General features: G+C 58.0%; 20 protein-coding genes and 1 riboswitch. Of the genes, 17 read left to right on the top strand and 3 right to left on the bottom strand.

Going from position 1 to position 18546, the window contains the following annotated elements; all coding sequences use genetic code 11:
• Positions 1-46: 46 nt before the first annotated feature.
• The 8 genes from nikC (at position 47) to thiD (ending at position 7168) form a co-directional block, all read left to right on the top strand.
• Positions 47-964, top strand: coding sequence for a nickel transporter permease (gene nikC / locus FHS21_RS04120; protein ID WP_183661011.1), 918 nt, complete (start codon positions 47-49; stop codon positions 962-964).
• Positions 961-1794 carry an ABC transporter ATP-binding protein gene (locus FHS21_RS04115; RefSeq protein WP_112531068.1) on the top strand — a complete coding sequence of 278 codons (834 nt, stop codon included), beginning with the start codon at positions 961-963 and terminating at the stop codon, positions 1792-1794. The genes nikC and FHS21_RS04115 overlap by 4 nt, the downstream gene beginning before the upstream one ends.
• Entirely contained in the window at positions 1791-2567 is a 777-nt protein-coding gene (locus tag FHS21_RS04110; RefSeq protein ID WP_183661009.1) for an ABC transporter ATP-binding protein, read from the top strand. Before FHS21_RS04115 ends, FHS21_RS04110 begins: the two co-directional genes overlap by 4 nt.
• Before the next feature lie 144 nt (positions 2568-2711).
• On the top strand, positions 2712-3674 hold the full coding sequence (locus FHS21_RS04105; RefSeq protein ID WP_112531070.1) for a TadE/TadG family type IV pilus assembly protein: 963 nt from the start codon (positions 2712-2714) through the stop codon (positions 3672-3674).
• Between the two features lie 56 nt (positions 3675-3730).
• Positions 3731-3833: riboswitch (TPP riboswitch) on the top strand.
• Between the two features lie 118 nt (positions 3834-3951).
• Positions 3952-4695 carry an ABC transporter permease gene (locus FHS21_RS04100; RefSeq protein ID WP_112531071.1) on the top strand — a complete coding sequence of 248 codons (744 nt, stop codon included), beginning with the start codon at positions 3952-3954 and terminating at the stop codon, positions 4693-4695.
• A 65-nt stretch (positions 4696-4760) separates the two neighbouring features.
• The gene (locus tag FHS21_RS04095; protein ID WP_112531094.1) at positions 4761-5687 is read left to right on the top strand and encodes an ABC transporter substrate-binding protein; all 927 of its coding nucleotides are present in this window, start codon (positions 4761-4763) and stop codon (positions 5685-5687) included.
• A gap of 24 nt (positions 5688-5711) precedes the next feature.
• A complete protein-coding gene (gene thiE, locus FHS21_RS04090; protein WP_112531072.1) occupies positions 5712-6371 on the top strand; it encodes a thiamine phosphate synthase in 660 nt (219 codons plus the stop codon).
• Positions 6368-7168: a bifunctional hydroxymethylpyrimidine kinase/phosphomethylpyrimidine kinase gene (gene thiD / locus FHS21_RS04085; protein WP_112531073.1), complete on the top strand. Its 801-nt coding sequence runs from the start codon at positions 6368-6370 to the stop codon at positions 7166-7168. Before thiE ends, thiD begins: the two co-directional genes overlap by 4 nt.
• Here thiD and FHS21_RS31440 read toward each other — a convergent pair.
• Positions 7110-7892 carry a transglycosylase SLT domain-containing protein gene (locus tag FHS21_RS31440; RefSeq protein WP_112531074.1) on the bottom strand — a complete coding sequence of 261 codons (783 nt, stop codon included), beginning with the start codon at positions 7890-7892 and terminating at the stop codon, positions 7110-7112. The genes thiD and FHS21_RS31440 overlap by 59 nt on opposite strands.
• 245 nt (positions 7893-8137) lie before the next feature.
• Here FHS21_RS31440 and FHS21_RS04075 point away from each other — a divergent pair, with 245 nt between their 5' ends.
• From FHS21_RS04075 to FHS21_RS04035, 9 genes are all read left to right on the top strand, one after another.
• Positions 8138-8887, top strand: a complete 750-nt coding sequence (locus tag FHS21_RS04075; RefSeq protein WP_112531075.1) for a FadR/GntR family transcriptional regulator — start codon at positions 8138-8140, stop codon at positions 8885-8887.
• Between the two features lie 23 nt (positions 8888-8910).
• On the top strand, positions 8911-9888 hold the full coding sequence (locus FHS21_RS04070) for a sialic acid TRAP transporter substrate-binding protein SiaP (protein ID WP_112531076.1): 978 nt from the start codon (positions 8911-8913) through the stop codon (positions 9886-9888).
• Between the two features lie 69 nt (positions 9889-9957).
• Entirely contained in the window at positions 9958-10530 is a 573-nt protein-coding gene (locus FHS21_RS04065) for a TRAP transporter small permease (RefSeq protein ID WP_112531077.1), read from the top strand.
• A gap of 3 nt (positions 10531-10533) precedes the next feature.
• A complete protein-coding gene (locus tag FHS21_RS04060; protein WP_112531078.1) occupies positions 10534-11940 on the top strand; it encodes a TRAP transporter large permease in 1407 nt (468 codons plus the stop codon).
• Positions 11937-12983: an L-idonate 5-dehydrogenase gene (locus FHS21_RS04055; protein ID WP_112531079.1), complete on the top strand. Its 1047-nt coding sequence runs from the start codon at positions 11937-11939 to the stop codon at positions 12981-12983. Before FHS21_RS04060 ends, FHS21_RS04055 begins: the two co-directional genes overlap by 4 nt.
• A gap of 176 nt (positions 12984-13159) precedes the next feature.
• Entirely contained in the window at positions 13160-14020 is an 861-nt protein-coding gene (locus FHS21_RS04050; RefSeq protein WP_112531080.1) for a D-alanyl-D-alanine carboxypeptidase family protein, read from the top strand.
• Between the two features lie 172 nt (positions 14021-14192).
• The gene (locus FHS21_RS04045; protein WP_112531081.1) at positions 14193-14777 is read left to right on the top strand and encodes a hypothetical protein; all 585 of its coding nucleotides are present in this window, start codon (positions 14193-14195) and stop codon (positions 14775-14777) included.
• Positions 14777-15358 carry a hypothetical protein gene (locus tag FHS21_RS04040; protein ID WP_112531082.1) on the top strand — a complete coding sequence of 194 codons (582 nt, stop codon included), beginning with the start codon at positions 14777-14779 and terminating at the stop codon, positions 15356-15358. The genes FHS21_RS04045 and FHS21_RS04040 overlap by 1 nt, the downstream gene beginning before the upstream one ends.
• A 1-nt stretch (position 15359) precedes the next feature.
• Positions 15360-15929 carry a hypothetical protein gene (locus FHS21_RS04035; protein WP_112531083.1) on the top strand — a complete coding sequence of 190 codons (570 nt, stop codon included), beginning with the start codon at positions 15360-15362 and terminating at the stop codon, positions 15927-15929.
• On the opposite strand, the gene FHS21_RS04030 is transcribed toward FHS21_RS04035, so the two are convergent.
• Complete coding sequence (locus tag FHS21_RS04030) at positions 15919-17181, bottom strand: hypothetical protein (RefSeq protein WP_112551076.1); 1263 nt, start codon at positions 17179-17181, stop codon at positions 15919-15921. The genes FHS21_RS04035 and FHS21_RS04030 overlap by 11 nt on opposite strands.
• A gap of 77 nt (positions 17182-17258) precedes the next feature.
• Entirely contained in the window at positions 17259-18443 is a 1185-nt protein-coding gene (locus FHS21_RS04025; protein ID WP_183661007.1) for an MFS transporter, read from the bottom strand.
• Positions 18444-18546 lie beyond the last annotated feature (103 nt).

Genomic DNA, 18546 nt, shown 5'->3' with positions numbered 1-18546 from the left:
AAATCGACGTTTTCGCCACCCTCTGCCCAATTTTATGGGTTTTGAGATGACAACACGCCCCCTTTCCCGCCGCGAATGGCTGATGAGTGACCGGCCGCAATCGCGCATGCAGGCTCGGCTTGGCCGGGCCTATCTGGTCTGGAGCCGCTTCGCCAGCAACAAGCTCGCCGTCGTTGGTCTCTGTATCATCATTGCCCTGCTGCTTGTCGCCGCTTTTGCAAATGTGCTTGCACCACATTCGCCCGTGATCGGCGATTTGCGTAATGCGCGGCTGTTGCCACCGGGCGGCGAATATTTGCTTGGCACCGATGACCAGGGCCGCGATATTCTTTCGCGGTTGATTTATGGCTCGCGGCTGACGCTTTATGTGGTCATCCTCGTCGCCATCATCGCAGCGCCTATCGGCCTTCTGGTTGGAACCATCGCTGGTTATGCCGGGGGCTGGACCGATTCAATTCTGATGCGCATCACCGATATCTTCCTGGCGTTTCCCAAACTCATTCTTGCCCTCGCCTTTGTCGCCGCCCTCGGACCTGGCATCGAGAACGCGGTCATTGCCATTGCGATCACCTCTTGGCCGCCCTATGCGCGTATCGCGCGCGCCGAAACGCTGACCGTGCGTAACTCCGACTACATCGCCGCGGTGCGGTTGATGGGTGCGTCGCCGTTTCGCATCGTGTTGCGCCACATCATGCCGCTGTGTCTCTCATCGCTGATCGTGCGCGTAACGCTCGACATGGCCGGTATTATCCTTACGGCCGCCGGGCTTGGCTTTCTTGGCCTCGGTGCGCAGCCGCCGCTACCGGAATGGGGCGCGATGATTGCCTCAGGGCGACGCTTCATAATGGACCAATGGTGGGTTGCGGCAGCTCCGGGCTTCGCCATCCTTATAGTCAGCCTCGGCTTCAATCTTTTAGGTGATGGCTTACGTGATGCACTGGATCCGCGGGGCAGCAACCAATGAGCACCATGCTGACCGTTGAGGACCTTCGCGTGCAGTTTCCGACCCGTACCGGCACTGTCGATGCGGTGCGCGGCGTTTCCTTCACGCTTGGACGCGAGCGGCTTGGCATCGTCGGCGAGTCCGGTTCAGGCAAGTCGCAGACCGGCCGCGCCATCATGGGGCTGACACCGCCACATGCGAAGATCACTGCACAGAAGCTCAACTTCGACGGCATCGACCTGCTGGAGGCTTCGGTGAAGCAGCGGCGGAGCCTTCGCGGCAACCGCATTGCCATGATCCTGCAGGATCCGAAATATTCGCTCAATCCTGTCATGAGTATCGGCCGGCAGATCGTCGAAACGCTCAGGACGCATGAGAAGGTCAGCAAGGCCGAGGCACGCAAACGGGCGCTCGACATGCTTGCCGCCGTACAGATCCGTGATGCAGAGCGGGTCTACGATTTGCATCCGCATGAGGTTTCGGGCGGCATGGGTCAGCGGGCCATGATTGCCATGATGCTGATCACCGGGCCGGAACTGCTGATCGCCGACGAGCCAACCTCGGCGCTGGACGTTACCGTGCAACTCGACGTGCTGAGGATTCTCGACAATCTGGTGCGGGATCGCGGCATGGGGCTGATTTTCATTTCGCATGATCTGCGGCTGGTTTCATCGTTCTGCGACCGCGTCATCGTCATGTATGCAGGGCGGATCGTCGAGGAGATTGCCGCAACCGACTTGCACAATGCCAAGCATCCCTACACGCAAGGGTTGCTCAATTGCATGCCGCAGATCGGCGCCGACCGGCATCCGCTGCCGGTGCTCGACCGCAAGCCGGAGTGGGCCGCATGACGCCAACCCGGTCCAACGCATTGGTCATTGCAAAGCTTGAAGTGAAATTCGACCGCTTTCTCGCCCTGCGCGGTGTCAGCTTCGACGTGGCGCCGGGCGAATCCTTTGGTCTTGTCGGTGAATCCGGCTCGGGAAAGTCCACATTGCTGCGCGCTGTCGCAGGTTTGGCACCGGTGAGCGCCGGAACGATTACCGTCAACGGCAAAACGCTGGGTTCGTCCCGCACCAAGGCATTTTACCGCGAAGTGCAGATGGTGTTCCAGGACCCTTATGGCTCGCTGCATCCGCGCCAGACAGTGGATCGATTACTCCTGGAACCGCTGGTGATCCATGGGTTCAGTGATATCGAAAAGCGTATCCTGCGCGCACTGGATGAAGTGGGATTGGGGTCGAGCTTCCGCTTCCGCTATTCGCACCAGCTGTCGGGCGGTCAACGTCAGCGCGTTGCAATTGCCCGGGCGCTGATCCTGGAACCGTCGATCCTGCTTCTCGATGAGCCCACATCGGCGCTCGATGCGTCGGTTCAGGCGGAGGTATTGAACTTGCTCGAGCAGATCAGGCGCGACCGGAAACTGACTTTCCTCATGGTGAGCCATGATCTCGCCGTGGTTACCCATATGTGCGACCGGCTGATGGTCATGCAGAATGGTGCCGAGGTAGAGCGGCTGACGGCATCGGAACTCGCCAAACGCAAGGTCACGCAGGATTACACGCGCAATCTTCTCGTCGCGAGCCAAGGTTTCGTCCGGCCGGATATCCAGCCTGAGCGCTAACAATCTTCATCGGATTTTTACCATTCCAACAATGATTTTATACAAATCGTGCTGCCTGAGCATGATCGTGAAAATATGAATGAATTTACTAAGCACGAATTTACGCCGGAGATTCAAAGGTCCATGTAACGACGGAGTGGGCCAATGAAAAAAATTCGAAATTTCCTCAAAGACCGCAGCGGGGCAACAGCAATAACCTTCGGGTTGCTGCTCATACCGATCATGGGGATGACCGGACTGGCTGTGGATTACAGCCTCGCGAGCAATGAGCGGTCCAAATTACAGAACGCCGCTGACTCGGCCGCGTTGGCCGGCGCGTCGGTTTTCACCGGGTCGAATTCTGCGGCGGCAGAAGCGCGTGCAAAAGCCTACCTCAAGGCTAATCTCGGTGCGGCAGCGGACAAGGTTACCATCAAATTCACTGCGGCCGATCAAAAGGTCAACGTGGCAATCAGCGGCGGGACAAACACACTGTTCATGCATCTGCTAAAGCAGGACAAGGTTGCGATCGGCGTGAATGCTACGGCCTTGGCGCCATTGAAACCTACAACGGCGAAATTCATTCCCGGTGACATGTACGGCTGGTATTTCAAGAAGGTTTCCATCGTTGTCGTGAAGAATGGCGTGGAAACTGTGATGGGAACTGTAACCTACACAAGTGCCTACAGAAGTGGTCCCAACAGTGAGAATGGTCGTGGTACGGGTGTCAAAACCCAGGTGCCGCCGGACAATACGACCATTAATCTCGGAGATTACGACAAGTTGTATCTCAAGATGGAAGTCAAAAACGATGGCTGCGACATTGGATACAAGTACACCGCCGATCCCGCGGACCCCAACCATACTCTTTGCGTACCGAGCGCTTCCTCTAGCAGTTATAACCTGACGTTGCGCACCGACGATCCAGATACGGTCGATTATCTGTTCGTTGAGGGCGTGCGGTTGAAGAAGGGCACAACCCCTCCACTGGACGAGCTGTTCAATTGCGGCGGCAAGCAAGATCACGCTTGGGAAGATGGGGGCGGCTTTACGCAACAGGACTTTTTCTACCAGGTAGAGGCCGCCTGTAAATCCGTGGACGGCGAGAACGTCCGTCTGACAAACTAGTCCGATAACAACCACAGCGGCGCAATTGACTTTGTCCTTGCGCCGCTTCATCATGATTTCATTCCGAGGGGGGCACTGTACAGTGCTGAGATAGCGTCGAGCTGGACCCTTGAACCTGATCCGGGTTATGCCGGCGTAGGAACGGGAATTGAGCCTTCTTCGCACACCTCAAGTCTTGTCTTCGCACATATCCGGATCTCCGATCATGATGGAGTCCAAACTGTGCCCGTTCCCTTAAATTTTCTCCGGCAGAAACGGTAGTGGCGTGAACAGCGCCATGCGCCTGGTTTTGCAGATAGCGGCAGCTTTACTGGCGGTGGTCCTGTGCTGGCAAGTAATCGTCTGGGTGATGGCGCCGCCGCGTTTCATCCTGCCGGGACCATTGACGGTTATCGCTACGCTGGTCGACAAGCAGCACTATCTGCTGGCCAACGCCGCCATCACGCTGGTGGAGATCATTCTTGGGCTGATGTTTGGGGCGCTGGCCGGCATCCTGACTGCGCTGCTCGTCTGCGCTGTGCCGGGTTTCCGGCAGATCGTCTGGCCGATGATGCTCGTGCTGCAGGCGTTGCCGGTTTTCGCCATCGCGCCACTGCTGGTTCTGTGGTTTGGGTTCGGCCTTGCCTCCAAGGTCGTCATGGCGAGCCTCATCATCTTCTTTCCAGTGGCCTCGGCCTTCGCCGATGGTCTGCAGCGCACCAATCAGGATCTGCTCGACGCAGCGGCGCTGACGCAGGCATCGCCCCTCGCGACACTGTTTCTCGTGCGTGTGCCGAGCGCCTTGCCCGCACTAGGTTCCGGCTTGCGCGTCGCGGCAGTTTTCGCGCCAATCGGCGCTGTCATCGGCGAATGGGTTGGCTCGTCGCGCGGCCTCGGTTTCGTCATGCTGCAGGCCAACGCGCGCATGCAGACGGACACGCTCTTTGCAGCCCTCATCATCCTCGCCACGCTGACTATTGTCCTGCGCTTCCTTGTGGATGCGCTGGCAAAACGGCTGACGCCATGGGCGCGTGAGGCATGACAATTTCCCTCATTTCATCGCATGTAAAAGGATCTTCGATGTTTCGCATTCATCCCCTGATTTTCATGATCGGTCTCGCCGTTTCTGCCTTCGGCATTTCCGGTCAGGCCATGGCAGCCGACAAGCTGACTGTTCTTCTGGAATGGTTCGTCAATCCCGACCATGCGCCGCTGGTCATCGCCAAAGAGAAGGGCTACTTCGCGGGCGCTGGTCTCGATGTCGAGCTGATCCCGCCCGCTGATCCGGCAGCGCCGCCGCGCCTTGTTGCGGCGAAGCAGGCGGACATCGCCATCCACTATCAGCCCACGCTATTTCTCGACCATGACGAAGGCCTGCCGCTGGTACGGTTCGGCACGCTGGTCGAAACGCCGCTCAATACGGTGATGACACTGGCGGACGGGCCAATCAAAAGCTTGAAGGATTTGAAAGGCAAGAAGGTTGGTTTTTCCGTAGCGGGCTTCGAAGATGCGATGCTGGGCGCCATGTTGAAAGCGGAAGGCCTGTCGACCAAGGATGTCGAGTTGATCAATGTCAACTTTGCCCTTTCCACCTCGCTGATCACCGGGCAGGTGGATGCGACCGTCGGTGCCTATCGCAATTTCGAGCTGACACAGATGGCGCAGGAAGGGCACAAGGGGCTCGCCTTCTTCCCGGAAGAACATGGCGTGCCTCCCTATGACGAGCTTATTTTCGTCACTCACCCGGATTTGCTGAAGGACGACCGGCTCAAGCGCTTTCTCGCCGCGGTGGAGAAGGGAGCGATCTATCTGACCAACCACCCGGACGAATCCTGGCAGCTCTTCGTCAAGGCCTATCCGGATCTGGACAATCCACTGAACAAGCAGGCCTGGATCGACACGCTGCCGCGATTTGCCAAGCGGCCCGCTGCGCTCGATCGCGGCCGCTACGAACGGTTCGGTGTCTTCATGCACGATGCGGGACTGATCAAGAGCGTCCCCAAGGTCGAAGAAATCGCCGTGGAATTATACTGAATACTTCAACCAAAGAGAGAACACATGCCAAAAGTAGATTACCGGCTGAATGCCATTGTCGATGTCGATGCTATCGGCGGGGGCAGAGACCTAGGCCAGCTTGCGCTTAGCGCTGCACGTGGTGGCGCGACGATCATCCAGTACCGTGACAAGAACTCGCCAACGCGACTTATGGTCGAGCGGGCCAGAACTATCCATGCCGCACTGAAGGGGACGGGGGTGCCATTGGTGGTTAATGACCGTATCGACGTGGCGCTCGCCGCTGGTGTGGAGGGCGTGCATGTCGGCCGCGAGGACATGCTCGTGGCAGATGTGCGCCGTCTTCTCGGACCAGATGCGATCATCGGCCTGACGGTCAAGAACGAAGCAGACGCTCAGGCGGCGATCGAGGCCGATATCGACTACGCTTGTATTGGCGGCCTGTTCGAAACACCGGCCAAGCAAAATCTGGAGCCTATCGGCTTTGAAGGGTTCAGCCGCCTGGCGCCGATCATCCGCAAGGTGAAGCCCGACCTGCCGATCGGCGCAATCGCCGGCATCGATCTTGCGCGAACGCCGCCCGCCATTACCGCGGGAGCCGATGGCGTGGCGGTGATTTCGGCGATCTTCCGGCAGGACGATGCGTTAGGCGCGACCGCTGCGTTGCTGGCGGCAGTCGATGCAGCGTTGAAGGAACGGGCATGACTGCAATTGCATTGACGATTGCCGGTTCCGACAGCGGCGGAGGCGCAGGCGTCCAGGCGGATTTGAAGACATTCTCGGCGCTTGGCGTTTATGGCACCAGTGTTTTGACGGCGATCACCGCGCAGAACACACGCGGGGTGACGGCTATCGAGAACCTCTCGCCTGGCATCGTCCGCGCGCAGATCGATGCTGTCCTGTCGGATATCGACGTTAAGGCCATCAAGATCGGCATGGTCGGCGTGGTCGAAACGATCGAGGCAATCGCTGACGCGCTCGAGCACTGGAACCGCAAGGTGGTACTGGACCCGGTTATGGTCGCCACATCGGGCGACCGCCTGTTGCAGCCAGAGGCTATTGAAGCATTGCGGCAGCTTCTTCTGCCGCGCGCTTTGGTACTGACACCCAATCTGCCGGAAGCAGCATTGCTGACAGGTGAGCCTATGGCAGAGGACGAAGCCGGGATGGCCCGGCAGGCAGAGAAACTGCTGGCGCTGGGGGCCGCGGCGGTGCTGGTCAAGGGCGGTCACGCGAAATCCGAGATGAGTACGGACCTGCTGTTCGACGGTGTTACGACGCGGCGCTTTTCAAGCCCGCGCCTCATCACGAAAAATGACCATGGCACTGGCTGCACGCTGGCCGCTGCAATAACCGCCGGATTGGCCAAAGGCTTCGATTTAGGTGAGGTTGTAACTGATGCGAAAGACTATCTGACGGCGGCGATTGCCGCGGCCGAAACGCTCAAAGTGGGGCAGGGGCGCGGGCCTGTACACCACTTCCACCGCTGGTGGCCGGCATGACGGTGTCGATCATTTCGGGCCGCTCGAACGGCAAGGGGACCATCGCGGGAAGAACGACTTGATCGCTCGCGTAAGCGAGTTGCGCGGCGGCCGGAGCTGCCGGCGGGAACGGCTGGGTTGCCGTCGGAGCGGTCGCGGTCACCGCGGTATTGCCGGCAACCGGGGCAGGTTCGGAAGCGGCAGCGGTTTTGACCGGCGATGCCGGCTCCAATACGTCCAGCATGCCCTTGCGCTTGGCCTGGAAATAGTAGCCGCGTGAGTAAAGTCGCACAGCCTGGTCCGGATTGTAATCGGCGACCTTGTAGGCCCCGGCCAGATATCTCACGCCATATTTAAGATTGGTCTCGGCATCGAGCAAATCCTTGGCGCTGCCGCCATGCCCCATACCGCGTGCGGTCGCGGGTAGCATCTGCATCAGGCCCCAGTACGGACCGTTGCGAGCCGCCGGATTGAACCGGCTCTCGCGCTGCACGACACGGCGCACCAGCGATTCCGGAACAGCATAGGCAACGGAATATTTCGAGATCAGACCATCGACGGACGACCTATCGGAAGATTTGGGTTGCGGCTTGGTATCTACAGCATTTGCAAGCCGCGGCGATGGTTCAGGAAGCGGAATCGACGCTGCATTGGGCAATTTCGGATCGGCTGTCGTGCAAGCGCCGAGTACCAAAGCAAGGCTCAGGCAGGCAAAGGCGCGCGGCAATCGAATATCAAGCAGCATTTGTCACCGGTAGGACGAGGCAGATGTTGAGTTGTCATAGCTTGTTCGCAGGGGAGTGGGGCAATCACTTTCCAATACAAGGCGTAACAATAGGATACCGCACTCCGATTTTACCTTGTGCCTTCAGAGTTTCCTTGGACTAAAGTCTGCCTTGACTCCGTCATATATATCAATGTATCAGTTGTATATTGGTAAGGCCAGTTTACCAGTCGAGTGCGGAAGGGAGAGCCGTGCGGGGAGGACCAATGTTTGCAGCGATCCAGCCGCGCCGCTTGTACCGGCAGGTGGCAGACCAGATACGTACGCTGATCGAAAGCGGCGAGTTTGCCGTCGGCGAGCGGCTGCCCGGTGAGCGCGAACTTGCGGAAAAACTAGGCGTATCCCGTCCGACCATCCGCGAAGCGCTGATTGCGCTTGAGGTTGAAGGGCTTGTTCATATCCGCATGGGTTCCGGCATCTATGTCACCCGCCAGCGCGAGAAGCCTGCACCTGTACAAGCCGAAGATCTGGAAGGACCATTCGAACTGCTGCGCGCCCGTGCGTTGATCGAATGTGCGATTGCGGAAGAGGCGGCCAAGGCGATTACGCCAGCTCATGTCGATGTCCTGGATGAGGTGCTGACGAAGATGGCGAGCACCTTCAATGACCCGCACACTTCCATTGCGCTCGATCGGACTTTTCACACGACGATTGCTGGCATTATCGAAAACGCCGCGCTCAATCGGTTTGTCGGCGAGCTCTTCGACCAGAGGATGACGCCTTATTTCGAGAAGCTGGCGAGCTATTTCGAAAGTCCCGCTTCCTGGCGCGAGGCATTCGAGGAACACCGGGCCATCCGCGACGCCATCGCTTCGGGCGACCCGGCGCGTGCCAAATCGGCGATGCAGCATCATCTGCTGCAATCGCAAGTGAGATTTTCCAAGAGCTTCGATGAGGAGCTGGAAAGTGAGAGGGGCCATCCCGCGGGAGGCCGGAGCAGAAGTACCAAGATCTGAATTCAATCTGGGAGGACTAGGATATGAAGATCAAACTGACGACAATTCTGGGGGCGGTTGCCGCTCTCGCGCTATCGGCCGTGGTGGCGCAAGCGCAAACGACGCTCAAATGGGCGCATGTGTACGAAACGTCTGAGCCGTTCCATACGGAGTCCGTGTGGGCGGCCGAAGAGATCGCCAAGCGGACCAACGGCCGTTACAAGATTGACGTATTCCCGGCTTCGCAGCTGGGCAAGGAAGCCGATATCAATCAGGGGCTTAAGCTTGGCACGGTCGATATCATCATTTCCGGATCGAGCTTTGCCGCCCGGGACTACAAGCCGATCGGCGTCACCTATTTCCCCTATATCTTCCGCGGGCCAGATCATCTGATCGCCTATACGAAGAGTGACGTCTTCAAGCGTCTTGCCGCCGGCTATGAGGCAAAGACCGGCAACCATATTGCAGCTGTCAGCTATTACGGTACCCGCCACACAACGTCGAACAAGCCGATTGCCAAGTGCGAGGACATGCAAGGTCTGAAGATCCGCGTGCCGGATGTGCCTGCCTATCTCGCCATGCCGCGTGCCTGCGGCGCCAACACCACGCCGATTGCTTTCGCGGAAGTCTATCTGGCGCTGCAGAACGGCACGGTCGAGGCGCAGGAAAACCCGCTGACGACGATCGAAGCCAAGAAGTTCTTCGAGGTCCAGAAGAACATCATCCTGACCGGGCACATCGTCGATCATCTGAATACGGTGATTTCGAAGCAGCTCTGGGCCAGCCTATCCGATGAAGACAAGAAGATCTTCGGTGATGTGATGCAGGAAGCTGCCGAACGCACAACGAAGATCATATCGGAGAAGGAAAAGCAGCTCGTCGCGACATTCAAGGAAAAGGGTATCAACGTGACGGAAGTCGACAAGGCCGATTTCGAAAAGAACGTGGTGGAAAAGGTCAAGTTCGAGGACTTCGGCTACGAGAAATCCGACTGGGAAGCCATTCGCGCGATCAAGGAATGATCCGACGGGGCCGGGCGGTGATGCTATCGCCCGGCCGCATCCCATGCTGACGCCAACCGGAGACGGAACATGTCAAATGAAATTCATACCCCGGTAACTGCCGAAGAACTCGCTCATTCCTTTGAAGATGCTGCGCCGGTGGCTGATCTGTCGGATTATGCCATTGAAGATTGGCTGACGCTGATCGTCTTCTGGCTCATGACGGGGTGCGTCTTCCTTCAGTTCTTTACGCGATACGTCATGAACGACAGCTATGCCTGGACCGAAGAAATCGCCATCAACTGTCTGATCGGTGTCGTGTTTCTCGGCTCGGTGATGTGCGTCCGCGTCTCGCGGCATATCCAGGTGGACGTGCTCTATCATTACCTGCCGGCGGGCGTCGCTCGCGCGCTGTCAAACTTCGTCGATATCGTGCGCATCGGCTTCTTCGCCTATGCGGTCTGGTTGATGTGGCGATACGTCGAGATCGTTGCGGAAGAGCGCATGGTGACTGTCGATCTTCCGCGCAACATCGTTTTTTACAGCGTGCTCGTTGCATTCATATTGATGCTGATCCGCGCCGTTCAGGTTTTCATCCGCAATGTTCGCCGAGGCTATTCCGTCCTGGAGCGTCCCGAAGAATTCCAGAAGATCGAGGACTGATTAATGTTATTGCTCGTTGGAACTTTCCTTATCCTTATGCTTGTCGGTGTGCCGGTCGCGATTTCCATGGCCGTTGCCTCGGTGCTCTATCTCGTCTTCTTCGGAGTCGCCCCGGACATCATCGTGGCACAGCGTATGATCGCCGGTGTTGAAAGCTTCCCGCTTCTCGCCGTACCGTTCTTCATCCTCGCCGGTAACCTGATGAATTCCGCAGGTGTCACCGGGCGCATCTATTCCTTCGCCGTCTCACTCGTCGGCTGGATGAAGGGTGGTCTGGCGCAGGTCAATATCATCGGGTCTGTAATCTTCTCCGGCATGTCAGGAACTGCTCTCGCGGACGCCGCAGGTATCGGCACCATCGAGATCAAGGCGATGAAGGATCACGGCTATCCCGTCGAGGCGGCTGTAGGCGTTACCGCGGCCTCCGCGACGCTCGGGCCGATCTTTCCACCGTCATTGCCATTCGTCATCTACGGGATGATGGCCAACGTCTCCATCGGCGCACTGTTCATGGCGGGCATCCTGCCGGGCATCGTCATGACTGTGCTGATGATGGTTACCGTTGCCATCTTCGCCTATGTGAAGCGCTGGGGCTCCGACGCACCGTTCGAGATAAAGCAGCTCCTGGAAGCTTCGCTCGAGATCCTGGTCGTCGCATCCGTTCCAGTGGTTATCTATCTGCTGATGCTCACCGGCCTTTCCATCAACGCGTCGGTCGGTATCGCGCTGGTACTACTCCTCGCCGCCGACTGGTATTTCGATTTCTCCGCGGTTATGGCGCTGATGACGCCGGTGATCCTCATCGGCGGCATGACCATGGGCTGGTTCACGCCGACAGAAGCGGCGGTCGCGGCCGTCTTGTGGTCATTGTTCCTCGGCCTGGTGCGCTACCGAACGATGACCTTGAAGAGCCTTGCCAAGGCGAGTTTCGACACGATCGAGACAACCGCTTCGGTATTGTTCATCGTGACAGCGGCCTCCGTCTTCGCATGGCTTTTGACCGTCAGCCAGGCGGCTCAGCTCCTGTCGACGGCAATCCTGTCGATTACCGAGAACAAGTGGGTTTTCCTCATCCTCGTTAACCTGCTGATGCTGTTCGTCGGCTGCTTCCTCGATACGATTGCCGCCATCACCATCCTCGTGCCGATCCTGTTGCCACTCGTACTGAAATTCGGCATCGATCCGGTGCATTTCGGCTTGATCATGACGCTGAACCTGATGATTGGCCTGCTGCATCCGCCGCTTGGCATGGTATTGTTCGTCTTGTCGCGTGTAGCGAAGCTCTCGGTCGAGCGCACCACAATGGCAATCTTGCCCTGGCTCGTTCCACTGTTCATTGCACTGATCGCCATCACATTCATTCCGGCCATCACCCTCTGGCTGCCAACACAACTGGGTCTGATCAAATGAGTACTACGGGCATTGCTGCAACTCTCTTCGGCGCCGAAGATCTTCGTGTCGTCGATATCGAACTCGGCGATCTCGCGCCGAACATGGTGCGGGTTCGCTTCGGGGCTGCCGGGATATGCGGCTCCGACATGCATTATTTCCGTCATGCGAGAACCGGCGATTTCGTCGTTACCTCGCCACTGATACTCGGTCACGAGGTAGCAGGCGAGGTCGTCGAGATCGGGAGCAACGTGACCGGACTGGCGGTTGGTGAGCGGGTTGCGGTCAATCCGTCGCGCTGGTGCGAACACTGCGCCTATTGCCATGAAGGTCGGGCAAACCTTTGTGAGAACATTTATTTCATGGGTTCGGCTTCGAAAACGCCGCATATGCAGGGGGGATTCGCCAGCCTGTTCGATGCGACTGCGTCGCAATGCGTCAAGGTGCCAGCGGACTTGCCCTATCAGGCAGCGGCGCTCGCCGAACCGCTGGCGGTCTGCCTGCACGCGGTACGTCGCGCCGGCCATGTCAAGGGAACTTCAACCATCATATTCGGTTCGGGCCCCATCGGTCTCTTGACCATGCTGGCACTGAAACACGCTGGTGCGGGATCTGTGGCCATGGTCGACGTTGCCGCCGCTCCCTTGAAATTCGCGGAAGAGCTCGGCGCAGACCAGACGATAGACCTGTCGCAAGGCGAGGAACAGCTGGCGGCGTTTGCAGCAGCCACGCCTTACGATATCGCCTTCGAGATTTCGGGAACGGCGGCGGGACTGGCTTCGGCCATTCGCACGGTCAGGCGCGGCGGAACAGTGGTTCAAGTCGGTAATCTTGCAGGCGGATCTATTCCGGTTCCTGCAAATGCAGTGATGTCGAAGGAGCTCGATCTGATCGGGACATTCCGCTTTGGCGAGGAGTTTTTTGAAGCGGTCGAACTGATCGTAGAGGGCAAGATCGATGTGCTCCGGCTGGTGACTAGCGAGTTCAAACTCGCCGACGCGCCTGAAGCGTTTCGTGTGGCTCTGGACCGCTCGCGGAGCGTCAAGGTGGTGCTCACAGCGTAACGCGCGACAATTTGGTGTGGGAGACTGCGCTTGGCGCACGGGGTCAAATCGGCTAACAAGCGCGGTTGGAGCCTTTCATGAAAGGCTCTAAGCCGAATTGTTAACCTCTCCTGCGCTAGACATCTGCTCTTTCGCATAAGCATTATGTTCGGAATATAAACGTGCTGCGAGTTCATATGTCGTTCTATTCATTTTCGAAAGTCGTGGTGTTGATAGGGGTGATTCTTGGCACGGCCAGCGGTTGTACGACTGCTGCAACGCTGAGTACCGTCGCCCCGACGACGGTTGCACCGGTTTCGGAAAAATCCGCCTCAATCGTGGTCGATGGCAGCACGGGCGCGGTTCTCTATCAGGCGAGCGCCGATCTACCGCGGGTGCCTGCCTCGCTGACCAAGATGATGACGCTCTACCTTACTTTCGAGGCACTGAAATCCGGCCGGATCACCAAGACGACTCTCCTGCCAGTCTCTGCTCACGCTGCATCACAGGCGCCGAGCAAACTCGGTTTGAAGCCGGGTCAGACGATCGATGTCGATACCGCAATCAAGGCGATCGTTGTCAAATCCGCCAATGATGTCGCCGTGGTTCTAGCCGAATATCTCGGCGGCACGGAAGACCAGTTCGCAGCCCAGATGACGGCGAAAGCACGTCAACTCGGCATGCGAGGCACGAACTTCCACAACGCTTCCGGTCTGCCCGATCCGCAGCAGATCACGACGGCGCGTGACATGGCACTGCTTGGTATGTCGCTGCGCAAGCACTACCCTGGGCAATACTATTATTTCGTCACCCAGGATTTCGTCTACAACGGCAAGTTGATCCGCGGGCATAACCGCGTTCTGGCGCAGTTGAACGGCGCGGATGGTATAAAGACCGGTTATGTGCGGGCTTCCGGCTTCAACATCGTCACATCCATCAGCGACAACGGACGGCAGCTTGTGGCAGTTGTCATGGGCGGCGAGACGGCACGAAGCCGCGACGCACAGGTTGTAAGTCTGGTCAACGCCTACCTACCGCAAGTTGCCTCGCGATTCTAATAAACACGATGCGATTTCCTGCGGTCACTTAGGTTCACGAACTTGCGGCAACTTCCACAAGTTATCGCGCGTTAAAATCCAAGACTTGAAATTTATCTCACAAACATTGCATGGTGCGGCACGAAAGCAACTCACTATTGATCCGAGGATCTAGAGGAGAACGATCGGGCCGATGCGATCCCGTTTCCTGAACCTGCGCAGCAAAGCAATCGCCTGGCTAACGGCGGGCATCGGCTCATTTGCAGCACTGGCAGCTGCATTTGCCCTTGGGGCATTCGAGGCAGCGGACAAACCGGAACTGCCGCAAATCACTGTCGGCGAGTCAATCGATGCGGGCAAATGGCTGATCAAACCCTTGAAAGCTTGGGTGACCGACCAGAAAATCTTCCGTGTGACGCCGAAGGAGGGGCAGAAGGCCGTCGTTTTCGCAGTCGAATTGATGAACCGCACGACCCAGTCCGACAGCGGCTACGCCAATACTTTTCATCTGCTTGGGAAATTGCAAGCAGTCACCGAGCAGCCTCTCGCCTATCTCGATCGGGATGGATCGTCGTTGCCCGATCTGCAACCCGGAATGCCCGAGAAGATTACTTACGTCTGGGTGGTGCCGTCCGATGCAGTCCCGACCGGCACGATTGAACTTGGCATCGAGGCATGGAAGTTCAAGCTGCGCAACAATCTGACTGGCACGCCGGGCTGGTGGAGCAAGGCTCCGGCGGGCACGGTAAGCCTGCCAATCTCGGAGGGTCAAGGCTAATGCGCCGGCTCGCCAATATTCTCGTCCTGATCGTTGCCGTCGGCGTGCTTTACGGCATGCAGCAGACCAAGCCACGCTTTGGTGAGCTGACGGCTCCAATTCCCGTCTATGGCAAGATGCACGACAAGGTTCGCACCCGCGAGTTCGATGTGACGCTCGATCAGGTCGTTTTCGCGCGCCAGCTGGACTTTACCCAGTATGGCGAGAAGAAAACGCTGACGACTTCGGGTCTTTGGGTGATTGTCACCGCGCAGCTTGCGGCCACGACCAGCAGTACAAGCGTTGCAGCGCCGACCTGGCTCGGGCCGACAGGTCTGAAATTCACAACGTCCGGCCGGATCGGCTGGGCGCCGGGCATGCCGCCGCATCTGCTTGCTCCGGGATTGCCCAAGAAGGTTCGGTTCATCTTTGAGACAATGCCCGATCAGGTGAACGGGGCAACGCTGGTTCTTTCGGGCAAGATAGAGCCGGCGTTGGATTCCGAAGCGCGCATTTCGATCGATGATCTCAAGACGTTCAATGATGGGCAGCCTCTGGTTATCGACAGTTACGATCCGCTGCGGCCGCTAACAGGAACATGAAATGTCGGTCTTGATTGAGGAAAAGCAGAATGCTTTGGAGCGGCGATGGCGCAAGCGCAGCCTGTGGGCCTTGCTATTCCTCGTTCCGATTTCACTGTTATCGATCTCGTACAGAGACATCAATGAACTCATCCGGTACCGCGATATGCTGCCGGTTGACGTCGCTGCAGGAGAGACCAAACACTATGGCGGCAGCGAATGGCAGTTTCAGGGATTGCGCAGGGTGGAGGGTATAAGACCCGGCCGGCTTCCCGCCGGTTCAGCGCCAATCATCGCGCGTTTTGTAGTCGAGATCGGTGATCCCGACCTTCAAAGTCTCTGGCTTATGTGTGCCATAAAACTGACCGATCATACGGGACGTACCTGGTATCCTTCGAGTGTGCCGGGAATGCCTTCACCGCAACCGGGCATCGAAACGTGCAGTTCCACCGCATTTTCCGGAGCGCAAAAGGGAGAGCGAAGGGTGATCGAGCAGAACTATCTCGTGCCGTCTGATGTCGCAGACGAACTCGTCCCGACTTTAGGGATGCACAGCGAGCGGCCGTTTTATCTGAGGTTTGCTAAGCCTTAGCTCTCTTTGTCATCGAAAACGCTGTTTCGAGGACGGCGGCCAGAAAACAGATACGCAAGGGTTCTACGAGAATTCCGGTTGATGAATCCTGGAGCGGACTGCCAAACAGGAAGGTTACACCATTCGCAAGGACTTCCCACACGGCGATCGAATGCGGGCCTATCAGGTGTGCGGTGCCGAGCCACAGCCAAGCCGCAGCCCATTCGATAAAGCGATAGCCGAGGATCAACGTGATGATGAGCAGCAGTCCGGAATTCAGCGTGAGCCTCACTCCATTTGCGATGGGCAAGTATCTTGAGCGATACCCGCTGATGAAATGCTCGATGAAGTCGCGCAGGAATTTCGGGATGGCCTGATATCGCTCGCCAAAGCGTTCGACGCGATGATGGATGCGCATGAGTTCTTTCTGGTCGCGGACGTCATAGCCGTAGACAAGAGCGACCATGACCAGCCAGATCACCGGCAGGAGTGCGTGGAAGAACAGGTTGATCGCTACCGCACTGAAGTTCTCCGGAACCTGCTCGACCGGGACCAGGGCCGCGGCAAAGGCCGATGAAACCGGCTGGGCGAGTGCTGCGAAGAATTGTTCGAACCACGACCACAGCCGCCCTTCGACCAGTGCCTGCAACCAGTCATCCTTCCAGCGGCTGATGATGTAGAGACCGATGAATATCCAGTTGGTCTCGCAAACGACCATGATGATATCCCAGACCGAGCGCTTGGTGCGTTCCTTCATGGCCTTTGCGAAATTGCGAATGATCCACGAAACGGCGACCGACAGGAGGATCCATTTCGAATCAAGAACATCGAGCACGCTGCCGCCACCGCCTTCGAATGGTCGCAACTCAAGTGCAAGTCGCGAATATTGGCGCACCGTGTCGCCCAGAAATCCCCAGGCTGCGTAGTAGGCAAAGAACGGAAGCAGCGCGACGGCAATAATCGTGGTGAGACGGGACAGGCCGAATTCGCTCTTGTCTGCTTGTTCATCTGCCTGGGTCTGTGCGGCGTTGACGGAGGGCAAACCCGGCCGCACGATCTGGATCATGGAAACCGTCGTTACGAGTTGGGTAAGCGCAACGAGGGTCAAAAGTCCAAGACCGGCATAATGGTTGATATAGGCGGCCTTGACCGCCACCCACATCAACAAATCCGATACGGTGAGCCCTAACAGAACCACAGCGATGAGCTGTGGCCAGAAGCGCAACCAGAGCCTGAATGTCAGCTTGATGGGCAATGCCACTTCGGCCAGCATGGAAAACCTTTCGCGAATCTCATGCCGACCTTAGCAAATTATCTCATCCTGTCACCCCTTCGGACGGCCTCTTCGCTTTAGCAGGTGGCGAGAGCTTCGGTCGTCGCACGGCGATCGAGCATCTGACTCCAGAGGGTCAGACCGAGCGCGCCAACCACCAGAAGCGAACCAACCCAGGGCGTTGCGCCGAGACCGAGGGGCGAGGCGACGATGAGACCACCGAGGAATGCCCCGCCGGCGATGCCGAGATTGAAGGCGGCGATGTTCAGTGCCGAGGCAACATCGACCGTTTCAGGTGTGTGAATCTTGGCAAGTTGCACGACGTAGAGCTGGAGGCCGGGAACATTGGAGAAGGAGAGCGCACCGAGAGCGGCGAGCGTCACCAAAGACCATACGGGCGAGACCGCCGTGAAGGTGAAAATCGCCAGCACTGCCGCTTGTAGCGTGAACATGACCGCAAGGGCGCCGACTGGATTACCATCGGCGACGCGTCCGCCAACCATGTTGCCCACAGCAATGGAAAGACCGTAGAGGACGAGTATCAGGCTGACGGTAGAACCGGCATAGCCTGTGATTTCCTGCAGGACGGGCGCAAGGAATGTGAACATGACGAATGTGCCGCCATAACCGAGCGCCGTCATGGCAAAGGCGAGAAGCAGACGGCCGCTGGCGAGCACGCGAACCTGATCAATGAGCCGCGCAGGTTCTGCTTTGGCGATCTTTGACGGTAACAGGAACGCGATGGCGAGCAAGGCAATGACACCAAGTCCGGATACGGCCCAGAATGTCGCGCGCCAGCCGAGCTGCTGACCGATGAACGTGCCGAGCGGCACGCCGGTAACGATCGCGACGGTCAGGCCCAGGAACATCATGGCGATGGCGGAAGCGCGGCGGTTTGGCGCCACGAGATCGGCAGCGATGGTGGCGCCGACCGAGAAGAATACGCCATGCGCAAAAGCACTGAGCACGCGGGCGACGAGCAGTAGTTCATAGGTCGGCGAGAGCGCGGCGGCGGTATTGCCGACGATGAAAAGCGCCATAAGGCCAAGCAGCAGAGGCTTGCGCTCGATACGGCCGGTCAGAGCGGTCAGGATGGGCGCGCCGAAGGTTACGCCGAGTGCATAGACGCTGACGATAAGACCAGCGAGCGGCAACGTAATATGGAGATCGGTGGCAACCGTGGGGAGAAGGCCAACGATAACGAATTCCGTCGTTCCGATGGCATAGGCGCTGATAGTCAACGCCAGAAGAGCGAGAGGCATTGTCTTGTCCTTTGAATTGCGGCTGCTTGGGAGTCAGCCGGAGAATTGATGGAAACTGGAGGGAATATGGCGCATCGTCATTGCCTTGATAATCACCCTATAA

The sequence above is a fragment of the Phyllobacterium trifolii genome (assembly GCF_014192095.1).
Lineage (GTDB): Bacteria > Pseudomonadota > Alphaproteobacteria > Rhizobiales > Rhizobiaceae > Phyllobacterium > Phyllobacterium trifolii.
Note: the sequence above shows the minus strand (reverse complement) of the source record. Positions and strands in the feature narration are given on the sequence as shown.